Source organism: Pseudomonas parasichuanensis, from assembly GCF_021601385.1.
GTDB classification, from domain to species: Bacteria; Pseudomonadota; Gammaproteobacteria; order Pseudomonadales; family Pseudomonadaceae; genus Aquipseudomonas; species Aquipseudomonas parasichuanensis.
In genome coordinates this window covers 104,109-122,026 of the sequence record NZ_BQHO01000016.1, presented here as the reverse complement: position 1 = coordinate 122,026, position 17,918 = coordinate 104,109, and the positions used below count along the sequence as shown (strand labels likewise).

The following is a 17,918-nucleotide window of genomic DNA, read 5'->3' as shown; positions in this document are numbered from 1 at the left end:
GCTGCTGCTGGACCTTGCCCATGATCGAGGACACCACCGGGCACACCGTGGTGCAGCTGGTGTAGATGAAGCCCATCACCACCAGGTGGTCGCCCACCAGGTCCTTTTCCAGGCGCACCGGCATGCCGTCCTGGTCCAGCAGCGCGACATCGGCGAAGCGCACGCTGGCTTTTTCCTGGTGGGCGGCGGGCGGTGCCTGGGGTGCACCGCCATGATCATGGCCGGCGTGGGCCAGGGCCAGGTTGCTGGCCAGCAGCAGGCTCAGGGCAAACAGTTTTCCGGCATCGACAGGGTTCATCGCAGACTCCTGGGTTCCCCTTGGGAAGCGGTAGGCGCCGTGGCGGCCGGCAGCACGCGCAGGCTGGTGTAGTTGTCTTCGGCAAACTTGCACCCCAGGCTGGGCGACTGCACATGCAGGTACCAGGCGCCGGCCTCGGCCAACTCCAGCGAGGCCTGGTACACGCCCTCGCCCACCTCGGTCAGCGGCAGGCTGCGCGGCAGCGACGACGGCGCGAGGAAGTAGCGCAGGCTCAGGTCGCTCAAGCCCTGGCGCGGCTTGCCGTCTTCACCGAGGATGCGCACCTTGGCCACGAACGGGCTGTTCTGCAGCAGCGGCTGATCGGTGCCGAGGAACTCGGCGTGCACCACCTTGCGCAAGCCGGCGTCTGGCAAGGCCGCCACCTCGGTGCTGAAGCAGTGGATGATCTGCGGCTGGTTGAGCAGGAAGGCCACGTCGAAGGTGCCGGCCGCCGGCAGCTTGACCGTGGAGCCGTACACCCCCGGCGCCACCTCCCGCAGGCTGCGGTCGATGACGATGGCTGCACGGGCCTGGTGGCCGCGGTTGTTGTAGCCCGACATCGGCGCGTTCATGCCTTCGGCGTAGAAGTAGGTGGTGTTGTCCACCGGGTTGACCACGAACACCGAATTGTCGTCGCGCGACACGCTCACCCCTTGGGCCAGCGGTAGGTCGCCAGCCTGGCGCGGCGCGGCGGGGCCGGCCTCGAAGCCCTGGACGATCGGCGTGCGGCCCTGGCCGAGGCTGGCCAGGTTGATCATGCTGACTTTCGGCGAGGCCAGGCCGCGCACGTAGGCATAGCCCTTGGTGAAGGTCAGCTGGTAGGGCTCGGCGGCCACCGGGATGCGGTGGATCAGCTGGTCGTTGCTGGCGTCGATGACCAGCGCCTGGTTCTCCAGGGTGTTGAGCACCACGCCGAAACGCCCGTCACTGCTGAAGCGCATCGGCCCCAGCCCCGCTTCGGCCTGGACCGTGTGGCGCACATGGTGGCTGCGGGCGTCGATCACCCGCACCGTGCCCTCCTGGCCATCGACCACGTACACCGCCTGGGACAGCGCCGAGTAGGCCACCGACAGCGGGTGCGGGCCCACCTTGAGGGTTTGCACCAGGCGCATGGCGGCGGTATCGATCACGCTCAGGGTGCCGCCGTCGCGGTTGCTGACGAAGGCGTAGCGCGAGTCGGCGCTGAAGGCGATTTCGTGGTGGCCGGAGCCGGTGATGAAGGTCTTGAGCCGGGTGCGGCTGGGCACGTCGATGACCGTCACCCCGCCCTTGCCCGGGTCGCTGCTGTTGTTGCCCACCCACAGCAGGCGCTGGTCGGGCTGCAGGGCCACGCGCAGGGGCTGCTCGCCAGCATCGAGGGTGGCCACGCGGCGGAAGGTCTCGGTGTCGATCAAGGCCACCTGGTTGCGTTCGGGCATGGACACGAACACCTGGCGGTCGTCGCGGGTGGCGACCCAGTCCATCGGCCGGCCCGGCAGGTCGATGCGCGCCAGGGTGCTGGTCACCCCGCCCACCGACACCGTCGGGTCGATCACGGTAAGGCTGGCGTCCTTGTTCAGCACCAGCAGGAAGTAGCTGTTCAGGTCCAGCAGTGGCCGGGCACCGATGCTGCTCTTGAGAAACAACGCCACCCGCGCCTTGCAGCTGCTGTCGCGGTCGCCCACCGGCGCCGACTGCGCCGGGTCCAGCCAGGCGCCCGGGGCCATCCCCGACAGCGGCTGGCCGCTGTTCTGGTCGCTGACCTTGAAGCGGATGCTGGCGAAGTCGCCCTCGCGCAACTGGGCGCCGGCCAGTGGCCGCGCCTCGAACTCCACCGTCACCCCGTCGCGGCTGAGGCGGTGCAGGGCTTGCGGGTCGGCGGGCTCCTGCAGCAGCTCGCGCGGGTCGCACCAGAGTTTTTCGTAGGCGACACCCAGCCCGATCAGTGCCCAGCCCAACAACAGCCCCATGTAGGCGGGGCGCAGTTTGCGGTTCATGGGCAGGTACCCTTGGCGGTCAGCAGGCAGGCGTGCACGCACGGGGTTGCGACGAATAGCGGGATAACCATGCTGCACCTCCAGGAAAGACACGAGTCTGCGGAGGCTGTAGCAAGCGCTATGCCAGGAAAAATAGTGCTGTTTATCAATCGGTTGCGATAACAACCCGAGAGGATTGGGGAGGTTCCCCCAAGGCGATTCCCCGAAGCCGGGGCCGGGTGCCGGCCCCGGTTTGTTCAGTGGGCAAGGCCAGTTCGGCGTCATCGAGCAGCGCCTTGGCCAGGGCGCTGAGGTAATGCGCGGCCCAGACCATGCGCGGGTCTTCGTCCATCACACCGACCAGAGTCAGGTGGCGGACACAGTCCAGCAGTTCAGAGGCTTGGTCGCGGGCGTGTTGGCAAGGGATGCCGGGCTCGATGCGAAACAGCGGTTGGCGGTTGCTGCCTTCGCCCTGGGTGAAGGTGGTTTTGCCGACGGTGGTGTGGGGGGTGGCTGTGGGCATGGGGATCTCCTTGAAAGGCGACACAACCTTCAGTGCAGGGCCTGCGGGCGCACCGCCGGCTGGAGCTGGGCCAGTGCTGACTCCAGCAGTGAACGCACGGTTTCCAGCTCGTGCAGGGTAGCCATCACCAGCATTGAGCCGGGGGATTTGAAGATCAGCGGGATGGAATGCTGGACGACGCTCAGGGCGCAGAGCACGTGTTCGTGGGTCTGGACCAGGGTGTCTTCGAGGAAAGGGTGGGAATGGGGTGGATCGGGGACGATCTTTAACATTTTTAGATCCTTTCTTTCGGGGGTGGACTGCCACAGATCTGCTGTCAAACAGAAAGGGTGGCAGCTGTGCGTGGGTTGACAGACCGGATGAAAGAAAGGAAACACCGGCGCACGCGAGCGTGCCCACACGCACAGCCACCATAGAGGGCGAAGCTAGTGCGCATTCTTTCAATTACGGCCTGTCAAAGCCGTGTCGCCTATGCGACCCGGCGAGACTAGAGGGCGGAAATTGCCACCGCAATGGAAAAAAGGCGCGGGCAGTATGTTTGGGAAATGGACTACAGGGAAGACGCTAAATCTGATTGAACAGGGTTTGGGGTTTGCCCTGGAGGTGCCTGTCTTGGGATCGCATGTGGGCCACCAGGTGCATGGCGATAGAGGTGCAGCGCCCTCAAGATCGAGCGCCGCCCGCGCGGCGCATCGCTGGCAAGCCAGCTCCCACATCTGTTTCGGGCCAGTTACTCCTGGCCTATCTCCACTGTCCGCCTTGTTGGCACGACGCGGTATCGAGGTGGGCATTGCCGGCCCTTCACAAGACTTGAGACATGCACCAAGGCGTGCAGCGGTACCTTCACAGGAATAACTGGCCCGAAACAGATGTGGGAGCTGGCTTGCCAGCGATGCGCCGCGCGGGCGGCGCTCGATCTCATAGGCGCTGCAAATGCATCGGCGGGCACCTGGTGGCCCTCACCCAATATCCCGGCAGACATCCCCCAAAAAACAAAAAAGGCCGCCGCGATCCCCCGCGGCGGCCCTCCATCACCTCTGCCCCCTACTGCGCCGGTGCCGTCGCCGGCGGCGGCTCATTGGTCACCCGCAGGATCCCCCACAACCCCGACATGTTCCCGTACGCCGCATAGTCGCGGAACAGGTAATCCCCCGGCACCCCATTGCCACCCCCGGCGCTGGACAGCATGAAGCTGAAGTGCGCCGCCGGCAGCACGCTCTCCTGGGCGCCGATATACATCGCCATGGGGTTGTAGCCGAAGCGTACCGAACCAATACCCGGCAAGCCCATGGGGTAGCCATCGATATCGCTCTTCTCGGCCTGGTAGTTGTGCAGCGGCCACAGGTGCCCATCGAGCTGGTAGGTAATGCCACGGCTGCCACCACTGGGCATCAACACATGCTTGCGCAACGGCTGCCCAGGTTTGGCGTACAGCACCGGCGTCTGCGGGTCGCCGCCAACCAGGGCATTGCTGTAGGCCATGTGCGCATTGGGCACGTCGGCGAAGCCCACGCCATTGGCGTGCCCGAACGGCGCGTCCGGCGCCAGGCCGAAGCGCAACCACAGCGGCTCGGTCTTGTAGTTCATGGCCATGTTGCCGTTGTCCTTCGGATCCCCCGGCACACCATTGCCCTCGGTGGCGATGCCCTCCACCGGGCGGCCGTCGGCCCAGCGCATGTTCAGCGAGCGCTGCCACACCGTGACGAAGTCGCGGTAGTCGGGCTGGCCGCTGACCTTGACCGTGGCCTGGGCGCGGCTGGCCGCGTCCTCGGTCCAGGTGGCGGTCTGCGGCAGGACGCTCATGGCACCCACCAGGCCCTTCTGCGGCTGCTTGATGAAGTCCGCCGGGGCCAGGTTGAGGCCGCCGAACTCGATGGCGGTGGTGTTGATGTTGTCCACCGTGCGCCCCAGTTGCAGGGTGGGTTTGCCTTCGCGCTCCAGGTGCCCGGCGTAGTACTGGTACACCCGGCTCGGGTAGGCGCCGCTGTTGCCGGCCCGGGGCGGTACGGTCTGCACCGGGTTGGCGCCGACGTTGGCGCCGTCGGACTTGGTGATGTCATAGGCCAGCAGCTGGGCGTGCAGGCCGACGTGGCTGGAGGGGCGCATCAGGTTGTTGTTGAAGGCAGTCGAACCCTCACCGTCGAAGCGGTCGCGCTTGACCACGTTCTGCATCACGGCGGTGCTCGGCAGGTCGGGCATCACCAGCGGCAGGCGGTTCTCCAGGGTGATGCTGATGCAGTCACCGGCGTTGGCCCGCAACACCAGCGGCTCCACCGGCACCCCGGCCTTGAGCTTGCCGGTGCCAGGGTCGAGGTCGGCCTTGCGCACGTACAGCACCGCGGTCGGGTCGTGCAGCGGCGCGCTGTGGCCGCCGATGGTGAAGGGCTCGCCATCCTCGGGGTCGACGCCGCTGACCAGCGGGATGCTGGTACGGCGGCTGTTGAACACCAGGGTGCCGCCGTTGGCCTTGAGCGCACCGCCGACATGCTGGCCGATACCAGCCGGGTCGTTGATGCTCACGCCGTGGCGGTTTTCAAGGATGTCGTTGGCCAGGGCCGCGACGATCTCGTAGCTGCGCTTGACCGTCGGCCGGGTACCCACGCCATTGGCGTTGGCCGTGGTTTTCGGGCAGATGCCGTCGAAGTTGACGGTGTTGCGCATGGCCACCGGCTGCGGGTTGTTGGGCAGCGCGAACAGGTCGGCGCGCTGGGCGGTGTAGTTGCGCATCACGCCCCAGATCCCGTTCCAGTAGCCTTCCAGGGCGGCGTCCATGGAGTACAGGTAATCGCCGTTGGTGGCAGCGGAGCTTGAGATCATCGACACCGGCGCCATGAAGCCCATCTGCTCGGAGATGCCGATCATCTGCGACGACTTCCACCCGGAGTTGGAGCTGTTGCCGAAGCCCGAGCCGTTCTGCAGCCACTTCACGCCGTGCAGGGTGACGTTGTGCTCCTCTTCATGGCCACCGGCGTGCAGGCGCAGGCGCACGTTGTCGCCGCTGTAGGTGCGCAGCATCGGCGTGAACGGGTCGCCCGGCTCGCTGCCGCCCTTGTTGATGTGCGGCGGGAACTGCGTGGTGCCGCCGGTAGGCCCGACCGCCTGGGTAATCGCCGAGGGCGCCAGGTTCATCGCCGGGATGGCGCGGTCGGTGCGCGACTGCAGGGCAAAGGCCAGGTCGCCGCCGAGGCCATCGGCCTGCATGCCGCGCTTGCCGTCCGGGCCGACCTTGTTCGGGTCGAACACGCGCAGGGCCAGGGGCTCGTTGCGGTAGTTGACGACGAACATGCCCGGGTCATCCACCGAGATTGCCTGCGGGCAAGGCCGGCTTGGGCAACCGGGGTTCAGCCCGCCACGGGACTCGACCACCGACTCCAGCAGGTTGGAAGCCGCCTGGCGCACCGGCGGGTTGATGGCGTAGCGGAAGCTGTCGGCGGTGGCCGGGAAGCTCTGGCCGTCGGGGATGCCGTTGGGGCCGGCGCCCACGTATACACCGGCTTCATAGGCGTGCTGGAAGTCGCTGTATTCAAGGAAGAACTCGCGGTAGCTGTCGTTCTTGCCGTCGCCGTCGTGGTCACCGGTCTGGATCACCGCCTGCCACGAGGTCGGGCCGCCATCCTGGCGGGTGGCCGGGTTGTACAGCTGCTCGCCGGTTTCGGCGTGGTACCAGGTGGACCCGGCCGGCTCGGCCAGCACGGTCGCATACAGTCCAAGCTGCTGGTGGGTCGACGGGCCGAGGTGGTCGTGGGTGAAGATGGTGCCCAGGCCGCGGTCGACGTTATGCACGTTGACCAGGGGGTCGGCGAACCAGCGTTGCATGGCGCTGCGCGCCCCGAGCCAGTCGGCCCGGCCGAAGCGGCCGAAGTACGGGTGCTGCTTGGCTTTCGGGCAGGCGGCGGTGCCTTCGCGGGCATCGCCCTCGGTGCAGTTGTTGAAGCTGCGGATGGCCTGCACGCGCTCGACCACGCTGCCGGGCGAGAGGATGCCGTCTTCATAGTTCCAGCCGTTGGCCGAGCCGTCGGCGGCGGTCAGGTCCCACTTGGGCAGGTGGATGTGCTGGCCGATCACGTCGGTGGGGGTGCGCACCTGGTAGTCGTCCATTTCATAGAACGACGGGATCAGGTTGGTGTGCACGTACTGGGTGCAGTCGAAGGTGTTCATGCGCATCACCAGCGGCTCAGGTGGGCGCTGCTTGTTGATCACCGGCCAGGCGTCCTCCCACAGGGCGAGGATGCGCGCCTGCGGGAAGTGGTAGCCGACCTTGTTGTACACCGCGTCGAACTGGATGTTGGCGGCCTTGTAGATGCGCGGCCGGTCGGCGGTGAAGGCGGACGAGCCACGGAAGCTCATGCCGGTGAGGCTCTCGCCGCTGTTGAACTCGCCCACCCCGGAGGACTGGGTCAGGCGCTTGCCACGATCATCCATGCACGGCTCGTAGAACGGCGCGCCGGCGGTGGGCAAGGCGCCGTTGGTACGGAACGCCTTGGCCACCGGCGCGCCGCCTGGGACCAGGGCGAAGCTGGGGTGCTCGGCCTTGGCATGGAACTGCATGGCCGCCTGTTCCACCTCGGTGCCCTCTTCGGGCAGGTAGATCGGCTTGGCCTTGTGCAGCACCTTGGAGAAGTCCAGCCGGGTGGTGGTGGTGACGGCCTCGCCACCGGCGGACACGCCGTCCAGGGCGTGGCGACCGAGGCCACCGTCCCAGCCATCGACCTGGTTGGCGTCGAGGTTGGCCCACAGGGCCTTGCCGCTGTCCTTGAGCTGGCGCGCCAGGGCCGGGTCGAGCATGTCCAGCGGCGGGGTTGGCGGGCGCTGGCCGACGCTGCTTTCCATGCCGCCGATCCAGAACGGATAGCCGGGGTTTTTCAGGCTGCCATCGGCGTTGCGGTTGCTTTCGCTGCGGTCGACCAGGGCCAGGGAGCCCACGGCGCGCGGGGTGGCAGGCTGATCCGAGTGATCGTCGTCACCCTCCTCCTCGTCATCATCGTCGTCATACTGGGCCACCAGCGCCTCGCCGAGCTTGGGCACCACGGTGACCTTGCCCGGCATCGGCGCCATGGCCTTGCCCGGCAGCGGCACGATGGCCGGGATCGGCGTGCCGGCGATGATCTCGCCGTCGGGCAAGGCCCGCGCGCCATTGGCCGGTTTGCCGCTGCGCAGGGCGAACGGTGTGCTGTGGTAGCCGTTCTCGCCCTCGCCGCTGACCGCAAGCCGCGTACCAGGCTCGAACACATCGTGCACCCGCCACATGGCCCACATGCCCTGGGCGAAGTGCGGGTAGAAGTGGCAGTGGTAGATGGCATCGCCCGCTACCCGGTTGCGGTTGCCCGAACCGCCGTTGGCGATCTCGTAGGTGTAGCCCACCCCTGGGCCGATGCCCTGGGCGTCGATGTAGTCGGAGTTGTCGTCGTTGGGGTTGAACAGCCACTGGTGCCCGTGCAGGTGGAAGATGTGCTGCTCGTGGCCGTTGTGGGTGTTGCGGAACTTGGTGAAGTCACCGATGTAGCTGTGGTGCACGTTGGCAGGCTCGGCCGGGTACAGGGCCATGGTGGCCTTGACCCCGGTGGCGCTGGCCGGCGGCACTTCGCCCGGGCGGATGCGTTCCAGGCCGACGTTGGCCGGGATGTCCACCAGGGTGCCGATATCGCCGACCGTGTGGGCACTGAGGAAGAACTCCTCGTAGGCGCACGACAGGCAGTCGTGCATCGGCCCCACACCCAGGCGGTTGGCCACCACCTCGGCGCCCATGCCGCCGGAGCCGTAGTTGATCATGAACGAGTCGCGGGTCGGCTCCAGCACATGGCCCATCACCGGGTCTGCCCAGTAGCCGGGGAAGGCCTGGGTGCCGGCCACTTCGTCGGCGAACTGCGCGGCGAAGTCGCGGAACGCCTCAAGCCGGTTGGGCAGTGCCGGGTTGCGCTTGCCGACGCTTTCCAGTGGGTAGGTGTTCTTGGGGAAGCTGCCGTCGGGGTTGGGGCCCATGACGATGGCGTCGGTCTCGCTGTTGAGGATCTCGTTGCCGTCGACCATGGCGATGATCGGCTTGCCGGCCTTGCCTTCGGCAATCCACGGCTGCGCCTGGGGATAGCGTGCTTCGTAGTTGATCACCGGTTGGCCGGTGGCGGTGCGGCCGGTGGTGGCCAGGCGCATTTCTTCTTCGGTGAGGGTGTTGCGGTAGGTACGCCCACCTTTGGGCACCACCGCCACCTGGCCGAACAGGCCGTTGGCGACGTTGCCGGCACCGCCCTGGCCGCCGAAGGTGGCGCCCTGGCTGGTGACGGCGAAGGCGCCCTCGCGCTCGGCATACAGGGTGTAGCTGCGGGTGCCGCCCGGGGCCACCAGGAAGTTGCCGTTGCGCCCGGTGTTGGCGGCGATGTCGGCGATGCTGGTGACCGCCTGCATGCCGTTGACCTGGAAGCCGACGTGGCGGTCGGTGACCTGCTCGTCGGCGATGAAGTGCTCGCCGCCTTCGGCTTCGGGCAGCTCGACCTCTTCGCCCTCCTCGCCCTCTTCGCCTTCGGGTTCTTCGGGGTCGATGCCGTGCTTGTTGGGGTTGGCCTGGTAGGCCAGCAGGTTGGTCAGGTTGACCGTCAGGCAGTCACCGGCGGCCACCCGCAGCACGATCGGCCGCGGGCGTTTGTCCGGGCGCAGGGTGACTTTGCCGGGCACGGCCGCGCCGCCTTTGCTCAGCGGCACCAGGTGCTCGTCCACCACGTCCTGGCGCAGGGCGAACAGCATGCCGTTGGCATTCTGCGCGCCGAGGCGGTTGTACATCAGCGGCTGGTCGAGGGCCACCACATTGGCGGTCAGGGTGCGCTGGCATTGCACGGCCGCTTCGCCGCTTTCCTGCCAGCCCAGCAGGGCCAGCACAAGGGTGGTCAGGGCGGGGCCTTTGCGAGGGGTCGTCATGGGTCACCTCCGTGGGGCGCAAGGACTCTGCGGGGAGGTGAGCAAGGCTCATGCCATTAAAATTTTTCTTATATTTCAATAAGTTGAAACTGCAGTGGCGGGCAATCGGGGAAGATCACCCAATTGAGGCCCTTAATCGGGGGGCATCAGCGCTGCATGCAGCGCTGATAGCGGTCGTCCACCCGGCCGGCGAACCAGGCGGTGGTCAGCTTGCGGGTGATCTTCGGGCTCTTGAGCTCGATGCCCGGCAGCACCGCCCGTGGCAGCGCCTTGCCTGCCTTGGCTTCGGCCAGTCTGAACACGCCCTGGTACAAGTCGGTGTCTTCCAGTTCCAGGCTGCCCTCCTGCTCCAGCTGCGCGCGGATCTGCGGGTTGCGCAGCCCGAGCGTCGGCCCCAGCTTGCGCGCCGCCTGCTCGGTCTTGCCGGGCAGGAGCGCACCGGGGGCGATCAGGTCGCCATCCAGCGCCAGGGTGGTCACGCTGGCACGGCCCAACGCTGCCTGGAACGCCGCATTGCGGCTGGCGTACCAGCCGGCGTTGAAGTCGGCGAAGCGGTACAGCGGGCGCTCGTAGTGGGTGGGGTAACCCAGCAGGTGGGCGATGCCGAAATACAGGCCACCGCGCCTGCTGAACACTTCCTGGCGAATCGTGCCCTGGTACTTGTAGGGGTAGCCTTTGGCGTGCTGCTCGGCGAAGTCGATGCTGACCTGCATCGGCCCGCCGGTGTGCACCGGGTTGAGGCCGTCGAGCAGAGTCCGCCCAAGAGGCAGGCGGCCGATCACTTCGTCATACAGGGCGCTGAGCTGTTTTTCGCTGCGCACGGCGAGCAGCCGCTGCTGGTAGGTCTTGCCGTTGCTGGACGGTGTTTGCAGGGCGCCATCGACCAGCAGCTTGGGGATATGCAGGCGCGCGGCGCGGCGGTCGATTTCTTCGCGGGCGATACGGCCCAGGTTGGGCACCTGGGGGTCGGCGTTGAAGGTCGATTCCTGTTCGGTCACCGCCAGCACCGCGCACAGGTTGCCCTTGCTCGGCGCGATACCCTGGGCCTGGAACGCCACCTGGATATCCTCGGCCCAGCCCTGGCGATCCTTGACCTGCGCCGGCAGCAGGCGCAGCAGCTGGGCACGGACCTTGGCCGGGTCGCTTTCGGCGACCTGCTCCTGGCGCCCGGCACAACCCTGGAGCAACGCCAACAGCGTTACCCCCATCACCATCAGCCGCCCTGTCATCACGCTTGCCCCTCACCGTTTACCTGGCAAGCCTAGCGGCAGAAGGTGATGGCTTTCAATCAGCAACCGGGCTTGGTCAGCCCGGTACCGAGGGTGACCGCGCTGGCCTGTACCTTGGCAAAGGCCTGCATGGCCTGGGGGTCGAAGGTGCGCTCGCAGTTGAAGCGGGTGTCCACGACGAAGTCATCGCCCTTGGCCTTGGTCATCGCTGCGGCCCATTTACCGGAGGCCTCGATCGGTGCGTCATCGACCAGCTTGGCTTCGACCAGTACCTGCATGAAGCCAATCGCTCGCGGCCCTTCCCACAGTGCGTAAACCGAGGGGTCGTAGGCGTTGCCGCACAGCTGCAGGCAATCGGCATAGAACTCCAGGCCGCCGCCGCTGGACTCGTTGAAGGCGCCAAAGGTGAGGGCCTTGTTGGCGGCCGGGGCGAAATCGCCGATGAAGCTGTGCAAGTCGGCCTTGCAGGTAGGCGACAACTCCAGGCGCAGCTCGTTGATGGTGCCGCCTGCGGCATTGGCAGTGATGTCACAGCCTTGCACCTTGTAGTTGTGGCTGTCGCCATTGCTGGTGCGGGCGATGCCGGCGACCGACTCGAAGTAGCGCAGGTTGGTACCGAGCATTTCCCCATTGAACACGTCAGCCAGTTTGGCGGGCGCGGCCGAGGCCTGGGAAGCCAGGCCGCAGAGGGCCAGGGAGACGAACAGCGAGGCGCGGGTTTTCATTGCAACATCCTGTAGGCGATAGTGGAAACCGCGGGCACTCTAGACCACCTAATAGCTCAACGCCATCAACGATTGCCTGTCACGGCTGTTCACCCACCAGGTAGGTCTTGCTGATGTGGCGGAACAGCGGGTGGCTGGCGCTGCCCATCAGTTCGAACAGCACCATCTCGCGGGTGACGATCTGTGCCCCGGCGGCGCGCATGCGTGCCAGGCCCGCGGCCTTGCTGGCGGCGGTTCGGCTGTCGCAGGCGTCCTCGACCACGAATACCTGCTTGCCCAGGGTGAGCAGGCCGAGCACGGTCTGCAGCACGCAGACGTGGGTTTCCATGCCGCACACGATCACCTGCTCGCGGCCCAACAGGCTGGCCGGCAGGCAGTCGGCGGCGACGCAGGAAAAGTGGGTCTTCTCGACGATGACGGCGTTTGGCGCAGCGGCCTTGAGGGGTTCGAGGGTGTGGCCAAGGCCTTTGGGGTACTGCTCGGAAATCACCGTGGGCAGCTCCAGGTCGGCGGTCGCCGCCAGCAACCAGCGCGCCCGGGCTTGTGTGCCTGCCGGGTCGCTCATGGCGCCAATGAGTTTTTCCTGGATATCGACCACCAGCAGCGTGGCCCGTGTTGAATCGATCAGCATTGTCAGCCCCTTGCCTGGGAAACCGTGGCCGGTACGCCACACAGGCGACAAGCCTCGCCCAGGCAAGGGGTGACGTCAATCAGGCGGTGAGCCGCAACGGCTCGAGCGCACCGGTGAGCGCACCCAGCACACGGTCTTCATGTTCGTGAATGAAGAAGTGCCCACCGGGGAACATCTGGAGGCTGAACTCGCCCTGGGACTCGCGGCGCCAGGCCTGCAACTGCTCGGCGCTGGCACGGTCGGTGTCGCCGCCGAGCACGTGCAGCGGGCAGTGCAAGGGCGCCCGCTGACGGTAGGCATAGCGACCGCACAACAGGAAGTCCGCGCGCACCACCGGCAGCGTCAGGCTCATGAGCTCATCGTTGGCCAGCACTGCCTCGGGCGTACCGCCCAGCTTGCGCAGCTCGGCCACCAGCGCTTCGTCGCTTTTCGGCTCGCGCCAGTTCTCGCCGTCATAGTCCTCGCGTCGGGTCGGGGCCGCCGTGCCGCAGGCGAACAATGCCAGCGGTGGCGGGCAGCCCAGCGCCTGCAGCTCGTGGGCCAGCTCGAAGGCCACCAGCGCCCCCAGGCTGTGCCCGAGCAAGGCGTAGGGGGCGTTGGCCGCCAGGCGTTGTTCGCTGGCCAGTTGCCGGGCCAGGGCCTGCATGTCGGTGTGCAGCACCTCGCCCAGCCGCGCGCCACGGCCCGGCAGCTCCACCGGGCGCACCTGCAACCAGGCCGGCAGCTTGCGCCGCCAGCGGCTGTAGACCATGGCGCTGGCCCCGGAGTAGGGCAGGCACAGCAGGTTCACCGTGGTCACTGCGCGGCGGCTGCCGCCATTTGCTGGCGCAGGCTCAGCGGGCGCATGTCGGTCCAGACTTCATCGATCCAGGCCAGGCATTCCTGCTTCAGCCCGCTTTTGCCGGCCGCGCGCCAGCCATTGGGGATGGCCTTGTAGTCGGGCCAGATGGAGTATTGCTCTTCGTGGTTGATCACAACCTGGAACACGATGTCGTCGCGGTCGAAAACGGAAGTCATTGCCTGTCTCCTTGGATGATGAGGGCCGAATGCGCGGGGCGCAGCGTGGCTTTCAAGGAAACGAAAAACGCCTGGGGAAAATTAGCCCGGCTTGACGGTCGATGACCTGGCCTGGGCAATGGCGGCCTGGATCGCGCTGCGGGCCTGGGGGCTGTTCTTCCAGCAACTGGCGCCGACCAGGCTGGTGGCGGCCTCGACGATCTGCCGGGCATCGGCCTGGGCCAGCTGTGCCAGCGAGGCATAGCCGAGCTGCTCCAGGCGCTGGATAACGGTCGGGCCAACGCCCTTGACCGCCAGCAGTTGCTCACGTTCATCGGTTGAAAACGCCATCCTCACCTCCTTGTGATGTTGCGGCTTTGCAAGCGCCGCGGATGATGGCATATATCGTCTTCTGCCCGCCAACCCCGCACCTGGAGACCTCACCATGCTCGGCGTGACCGACTACGGCGCTTTCGTGATTGCGTTCCTTATCCTCCTGGCGATCCCCGGCCCTGGCAACTTCGCCCTGATCACCGCCACCGGCAAGGGCGGCATCAAGGGTGGGCTGGCTGCTACCTTCGGGGTGATCCTGGGCGACCAGGTGCTGATGTGGCTGGCGGTGGCCGGCGTGGCCACCTTGCTGGCCGCCTACCCCGCCGCCTTCCACGTGGTGCAGTGGGCCGGCGCCGCCTACCTGGCCTGGCTGGGCTTGCGCATGGTGCTGAGCAAGCCCGGCGCAGCGCCGCGCGACAGCGGCATGGCCGGCGGGCGTTACCTGCGCCAGACCATGATGATCACCCTGCTCAACCCCAAGGCGATCATGTTCTACATGGCGTTCTTCCCGCTGTTCATCGACCCGGTGAAGCACCAGGGGATGCTGACCTTCGGCTTCATGGCGGTGACCGTGGCGGCGCTGACGCTGCTGTACGGCCTGGTGGCCGTGCTGCTCACTCACCACCTGGCCGAACGCATGCGCGCCAGCCCGCGGGTGAGTAACTTGCTGGAGCGGTTGGCGGGGGCTTGTCTGGTGGGGTTCGGGATCAAGTTGGCGGCGATGCGCTGAATCCTGTGCCCGGCGACTATTCATTTTGCCAGTAGGCCGTGGGCCTGTTTGCAATCGAGCTACGGATGGAGGCCCATCAACAGTTTGATTGCAAACAGGTACCTGGAAGCCGATGTAAAGAACCTCAGACGCTAAGGTGCCGCCAAAACTCAAGCATCACGCAACAAGTCATGCGCATCCAGCAACCGAAACGCCACCTGCGGGTTGCGCTCCAGGCCACGGCGGATGGCGGCGGGGATCGCCTGGCGGGTTTTACGGCACAGGCCGGGCAGCGCCTCCAGCTCGATGACGATGCCGCGCATGGTGCGCACCTCGTTGTAGCCGGGGGCGATGTGCACGCGGATGCCGAGGTTCTGGTACAGGCGCCCCTGCAGATGGTGCAGGTCGTCGAGGTCCTTGAGGTTTTCCAGGCGCTCGACCAGGCGCTTTTCTTCCTCGCGGGTGAGCAGCAAGATGCGCCGGCACTCGACCGGGCCGTCGAGCAGTTGCTCGCGGCCGCAGTCGCAGGCGCCCGGGGGGCATGGGTGGCGTAGAGGGGGTTGGTTGGTCATGGGGCAAGGATAGCCTGCCCCAGTCCCCCTGTTAGCAATTCATGATAGGCAGCAAATCCAGCGGATATTTTCTTGGCGGTGCCGAGTCTGAGGGGCTGCTGATGTTGAAAGCCCTCACGCCTATCTGGTGGTTTTTGCCACGGTAGTCATGCCAGGCGGATGCGGGAATAGAGGCGTCCATGTCCGGTGTGAGGGCAAGCTGCTTCACGACTGCACCGTTCTCGCCATACACGTTCATTTCGTACATCACCCTCAGGCCGCCCCAGTTTTCTCCACGCTCCCAGCGAGCCGACCAGCCAGACTCGGTACCGTTGCCTGCGTAGGGATGAGCACACCATTCTTTCACCGGGTCCAGCCTGGGCGGCGTCTTGAACGGCTTGCTACCGGAAATGGACGTGCCTTTTTCGGAGTGGGCAGTGTACGACACCGTGTAATCGGTATTCGGACTCAGGTTTTCGATTCGCCACTTGACCGTGCCATCTTCTTTGTCAGCCGGGAAATCAAGGGTCGTTGGCGGTTGGCCTGACACTTGGAGCGTCACCGACGTCCACAGCAAGTAAGGTATGGGGGGTTGCTTGACCGTGAGGTCCGCCATGTCTGGAATGATGTTTATCTGTGTTGAAAGTTCGCTTGCGGTTTGCGCGTCCTTGACCTTGAACGTGCCAAAGGGATCCGTTTGAACCACGTTGTCAGTGGCTTGCTTGACTGTCACTTCGCCATGGCGAACGTTGTACTGGGCAACCAGGAAGTTCTTGGCATGGGCGGCGCCACTGTTGAAGGTGGGCACACTGCCGAAACTGCCTTTTCGGATTTGATGGGTATGCCCGTAGAAAATGGCCTTGACGCCATAGTCTTGCACCAGTGTTTTGAATCGCTCGATATCGGCTGCGGCGTAACCGTCACCCTCGGTTAACGGAGGGCGATGCATGTTGATGATGGCCATCTTGCCTGCATCTTTCGCGGCTTGCAGCCGTGTTTGAAGCCAGTCAAGCGATTGCTTTATGTCGAACGTGAAAGATTTATTGAGGTCTTCGTCGGCCTTGAAGTTTCGCTGGTACACCGGATGATTGTGCAGTTGAATGAACATGAAGTCGCTGAGGGTCTTGGCGTATGCCAGGCTTCCTCTCCACAGCTGATAGTTCGTCCAGCTGTCGTGGGTGACCGTCATGTCGAGTGCTTCCACATTCATGGCCTTGCCGTGCTCGTAGGCATCCCTTACGGCATCCCGTGCACATCCGTTGTACCAACAGTCATTCACATTATTGTCGTAGTCATGATTGCCCAATCCATAATAAACAGCTGGACCGAGCGTAGCCATAAGGCTTTTTATTTCTCTGGCTTCATTGCCATGATAAAACTCGGTCAGGTCGCCATTGATGAAAACCGGAACGTTCGCCGCGCCACCATTGGCGTTCCTGTAGGCGTTGATGCCGTTATATTGCGCTGAAATCAATTGGCGCGACAGGTTCTCATCAAATGAGGGGCCTTCACCGCCCAGCTTGATCCGTGGGAATTGTGGGTCGGATGAGACAACCCAATTGAAGTGGGAAACCGGCGCGACGTGTTGTGGTTCGACTTGGCTGGCACTTACACGTTTTGAATCGCGCGGGGCTAAAGTACAGGCCGAAACTGTCAACGCAATCGAAGCGCCTATTACTGTGCGGGTTAAAAATTTATTGTTCACTGTTAGCTTCTCGGTTAATAGCTCCTTGAAGACTTTATTGAACAAATTCTGTTCGAGACACTAACAGCCCTACGAGTTCCAGCCTTCTGGCAGACGTGTTTAACTGCGCTCAGCACCCCCTTGTTTCGGTGTCGCTTGAGTTCGCGATCAGAAGCGGCGGCCGCCCACAGGCGGGAGTCCTCACACCTTGCCTTGCGTAGAAACAGGCCTCTGCCCCAGCGACTGCGCCAAGCGCAGCAGGTAGCCGTCGGGGTCCTGCACCAGGAACTGGCGCAGCCCCACCTCAGCGTCGTCCACCCGGTACCACACCTCCTCGCAAGGCCGGAACAGCGGCCAGTGGTGCTGTTCAAGGCGGTCGAGGAGTGGCTCGACCGCCACCACATCAATCTGCAGGTGCATGCCCCGCCCCATGGGTTTTTCCAACGGGCCGGTCAGCCAGTTGTCATCGGGGTCGAGCTGTTCGAGCATGACCTGCGACCCATTCAGGTCCAGGTAGGCGAAACGCTGTTCGGAGCGTTGATAGGCGATGTCGAACCCCAGCAGTGACACCCAGAAACCGAGGCTGGCCTCGAGGTTGCTGACGATCAGTTCGGGGACCAGGCTGTTGCGCTTGAGCATTGCGATCTTCCATGACGTGTGGGTTGGGCTAGCGGCTCACAGGGTGCCGGCGCAAGCGCCGGGTGTCCACCAACGTGGTCGCGAGGTGCTGAACGAATGCGCGATCGGCCGCAAGGCATCGGCCCCTTTCGCGTCAAAACACCCCAGCAGCAAGGCGACCGTGGGCGCGTCGTCGATGGCGCCGAGGGAGCTGCCGCAGGTCGGGCAGAAGGCGCGGCTGGAGCCTGCGGATGAGCGATACAGGCTCGGCGCCCCGCCCTCCCCGGTCCACAGCACGTCGGCCTTGTCGAACTCCACCCAGCACAGGGTAAGGCTGCCGGAGTGGCGCTGGCACATGTGGCAGGAGCAGGTGTGAGGAAACCGCGGCGTACCGCGAGTGCTGAAGCGGATACGGCCGCACAGGCAGCCGCCGTTGTAAGTAGGCATGGGGCGCGTCCTTGGCTGATGATGCTGGCGGGACCGTAGCTGAACACTCACAGCTGTAAAGGGCGAAAATGTTACGGCGAAATGCAACGGCGCTATGCTGGCCTGCCAACTGGTAAAGTGCGCGCCCTCCTTTGCGCCAATGATGGAAAGCAACCGATGCACAAGATGATCGAGTTCCTCGCGGTGGTGGTGGTGTGCACCGTCATCGGCGTGGCCTGCGAACAGTACGACGTGAACCGCTACCTGAAGTGGTTGCTGATGGCCCTGCCGGCGATCGTCTGGGTGCGCCTGCGCAACCCCTTCCTGCGCTGAC

At 65.2% G+C, this 17,918-nt stretch carries 17 protein-coding genes; 2 read left to right on the top strand and 15 right to left on the bottom strand.

All coding sequences use genetic code 11. The annotated features are described in order from the left end of the window. From L6D77_RS14795 to L6D77_RS14745, 11 genes are all read right to left on the bottom strand, one after another. Window positions 1-298 (bottom strand): SCO family protein (locus L6D77_RS14795; RefSeq protein WP_236170072.1); only part of this gene is annotated, 298 nt, incomplete at its 3' end. Then, window positions 295-2,274, bottom strand: coding sequence for a cytochrome D1 domain-containing protein (locus L6D77_RS14790; protein WP_232884433.1), 1,980 nt, complete (start codon window positions 2,272-2,274; stop codon window positions 295-297). The genes L6D77_RS14790 and L6D77_RS14795, both read right to left, overlap by 4 nt. 145 nt (window positions 2,275-2,419) lie before the next feature. Then, on the bottom strand, window positions 2,420-2,776 hold the full coding sequence (locus tag L6D77_RS14785) for a DUF3077 domain-containing protein (protein ID WP_373870587.1): 357 nt from the start codon (window positions 2,774-2,776) through the stop codon (window positions 2,420-2,422). A gap of 29 nt (window positions 2,777-2,805) precedes the next feature. Next, window positions 2,806-3,048 (bottom strand): hypothetical protein, encoded by a 243-nt coding sequence (locus L6D77_RS14780; protein ID WP_232884432.1) that lies wholly within the window; start codon window positions 3,046-3,048, stop codon window positions 2,806-2,808. Window positions 3,049-3,820: 772 nt separating this feature from the next. After that, window positions 3,821-9,682 carry a manganese-oxidizing multicopper oxidase MnxG gene (gene mnxG, locus L6D77_RS14775; RefSeq protein ID WP_232884431.1) on the bottom strand — a complete coding sequence of 1,954 codons (5,862 nt, stop codon included), beginning with the start codon at window positions 9,680-9,682 and terminating at the stop codon, window positions 3,821-3,823. Window positions 9,683-9,828: 146 nt separating this feature from the next. Then, entirely contained in the window at window positions 9,829-10,911 is a 1,083-nt protein-coding gene (locus L6D77_RS14770; RefSeq protein WP_232884430.1) for a DUF1615 domain-containing protein, read from the bottom strand. A 59-nt stretch (window positions 10,912-10,970) separates the two neighbouring features. Continuing rightward, window positions 10,971-11,636 (bottom strand): hypothetical protein, encoded by a 666-nt coding sequence (locus L6D77_RS14765; RefSeq protein ID WP_232884429.1) that lies wholly within the window; start codon window positions 11,634-11,636, stop codon window positions 10,971-10,973. Between the two features lie 79 nt (window positions 11,637-11,715). After that, window positions 11,716-12,267, bottom strand: coding sequence for a hydrolase (locus L6D77_RS14760; RefSeq protein WP_232884428.1), 552 nt, complete (start codon window positions 12,265-12,267; stop codon window positions 11,716-11,718). Window positions 12,268-12,346: 79 nt separating this feature from the next. Beyond that, window positions 12,347-13,066, bottom strand: a complete 720-nt coding sequence (locus L6D77_RS14755) for a thioesterase II family protein (RefSeq protein ID WP_232884427.1) — start codon at window positions 13,064-13,066, stop codon at window positions 12,347-12,349. Beyond that, on the bottom strand, window positions 13,063-13,284 hold the full coding sequence (locus tag L6D77_RS14750; RefSeq protein WP_232884426.1) for an MbtH family protein: 222 nt from the start codon (window positions 13,282-13,284) through the stop codon (window positions 13,063-13,065). Before L6D77_RS14750 ends, L6D77_RS14755 begins: the two co-directional genes overlap by 4 nt. Before the next feature lie 81 nt (window positions 13,285-13,365). After that, on the bottom strand, window positions 13,366-13,614 hold the full coding sequence (locus tag L6D77_RS14745) for a helix-hairpin-helix domain-containing protein (RefSeq protein WP_232884425.1): 249 nt from the start codon (window positions 13,612-13,614) through the stop codon (window positions 13,366-13,368). A gap of 94 nt (window positions 13,615-13,708) precedes the next feature. Between L6D77_RS14745 and L6D77_RS14740 the strand changes: the two genes are divergently transcribed. Next, entirely contained in the window at window positions 13,709-14,326 is a 618-nt protein-coding gene (locus L6D77_RS14740; RefSeq protein WP_110994761.1) for a LysE family transporter, read from the top strand. A 149-nt stretch (window positions 14,327-14,475) separates the two neighbouring features. On the opposite strand, the gene L6D77_RS14735 is transcribed toward L6D77_RS14740, so the two are convergent. The 4 genes from L6D77_RS14735 to L6D77_RS14720 all read right to left on the bottom strand — a co-directional run bounded on the left by L6D77_RS14735 (window position 14,476) and on the right by L6D77_RS14720 (window position 17,605). After that, the gene (locus L6D77_RS14735) at window positions 14,476-14,877 is read right to left on the bottom strand and encodes a hypothetical protein (RefSeq protein WP_232884424.1); all 402 of its coding nucleotides are present in this window, start codon (window positions 14,875-14,877) and stop codon (window positions 14,476-14,478) included. A 31-nt stretch (window positions 14,878-14,908) separates the two neighbouring features. Continuing rightward, window positions 14,909-16,606: a metallophosphoesterase family protein gene (locus L6D77_RS14730; RefSeq protein WP_232884423.1), complete on the bottom strand. Its 1,698-nt coding sequence runs from the start codon at window positions 16,604-16,606 to the stop codon at window positions 14,909-14,911. Window positions 16,607-16,741: 135 nt separating this feature from the next. Next, a complete protein-coding gene (locus L6D77_RS14725; protein WP_232884422.1) occupies window positions 16,742-17,179 on the bottom strand; it encodes a bleomycin resistance protein in 438 nt (145 codons plus the stop codon). 36 nt (window positions 17,180-17,215) lie between these two features. Continuing rightward, window positions 17,216-17,605: a GFA family protein gene (locus L6D77_RS14720; RefSeq protein WP_232884421.1), complete on the bottom strand. Its 390-nt coding sequence runs from the start codon at window positions 17,603-17,605 to the stop codon at window positions 17,216-17,218. Window positions 17,606-17,761: 156 nt separating this feature from the next. Between L6D77_RS14720 and L6D77_RS14715 the strand changes: the two genes are divergently transcribed. Continuing rightward, the gene (locus tag L6D77_RS14715; protein WP_153788526.1) at window positions 17,762-17,917 is read left to right on the top strand and encodes a hypothetical protein; all 156 of its coding nucleotides are present in this window, start codon (window positions 17,762-17,764) and stop codon (window positions 17,915-17,917) included. Window position 17,918: the final 1 nt, after the last annotated feature.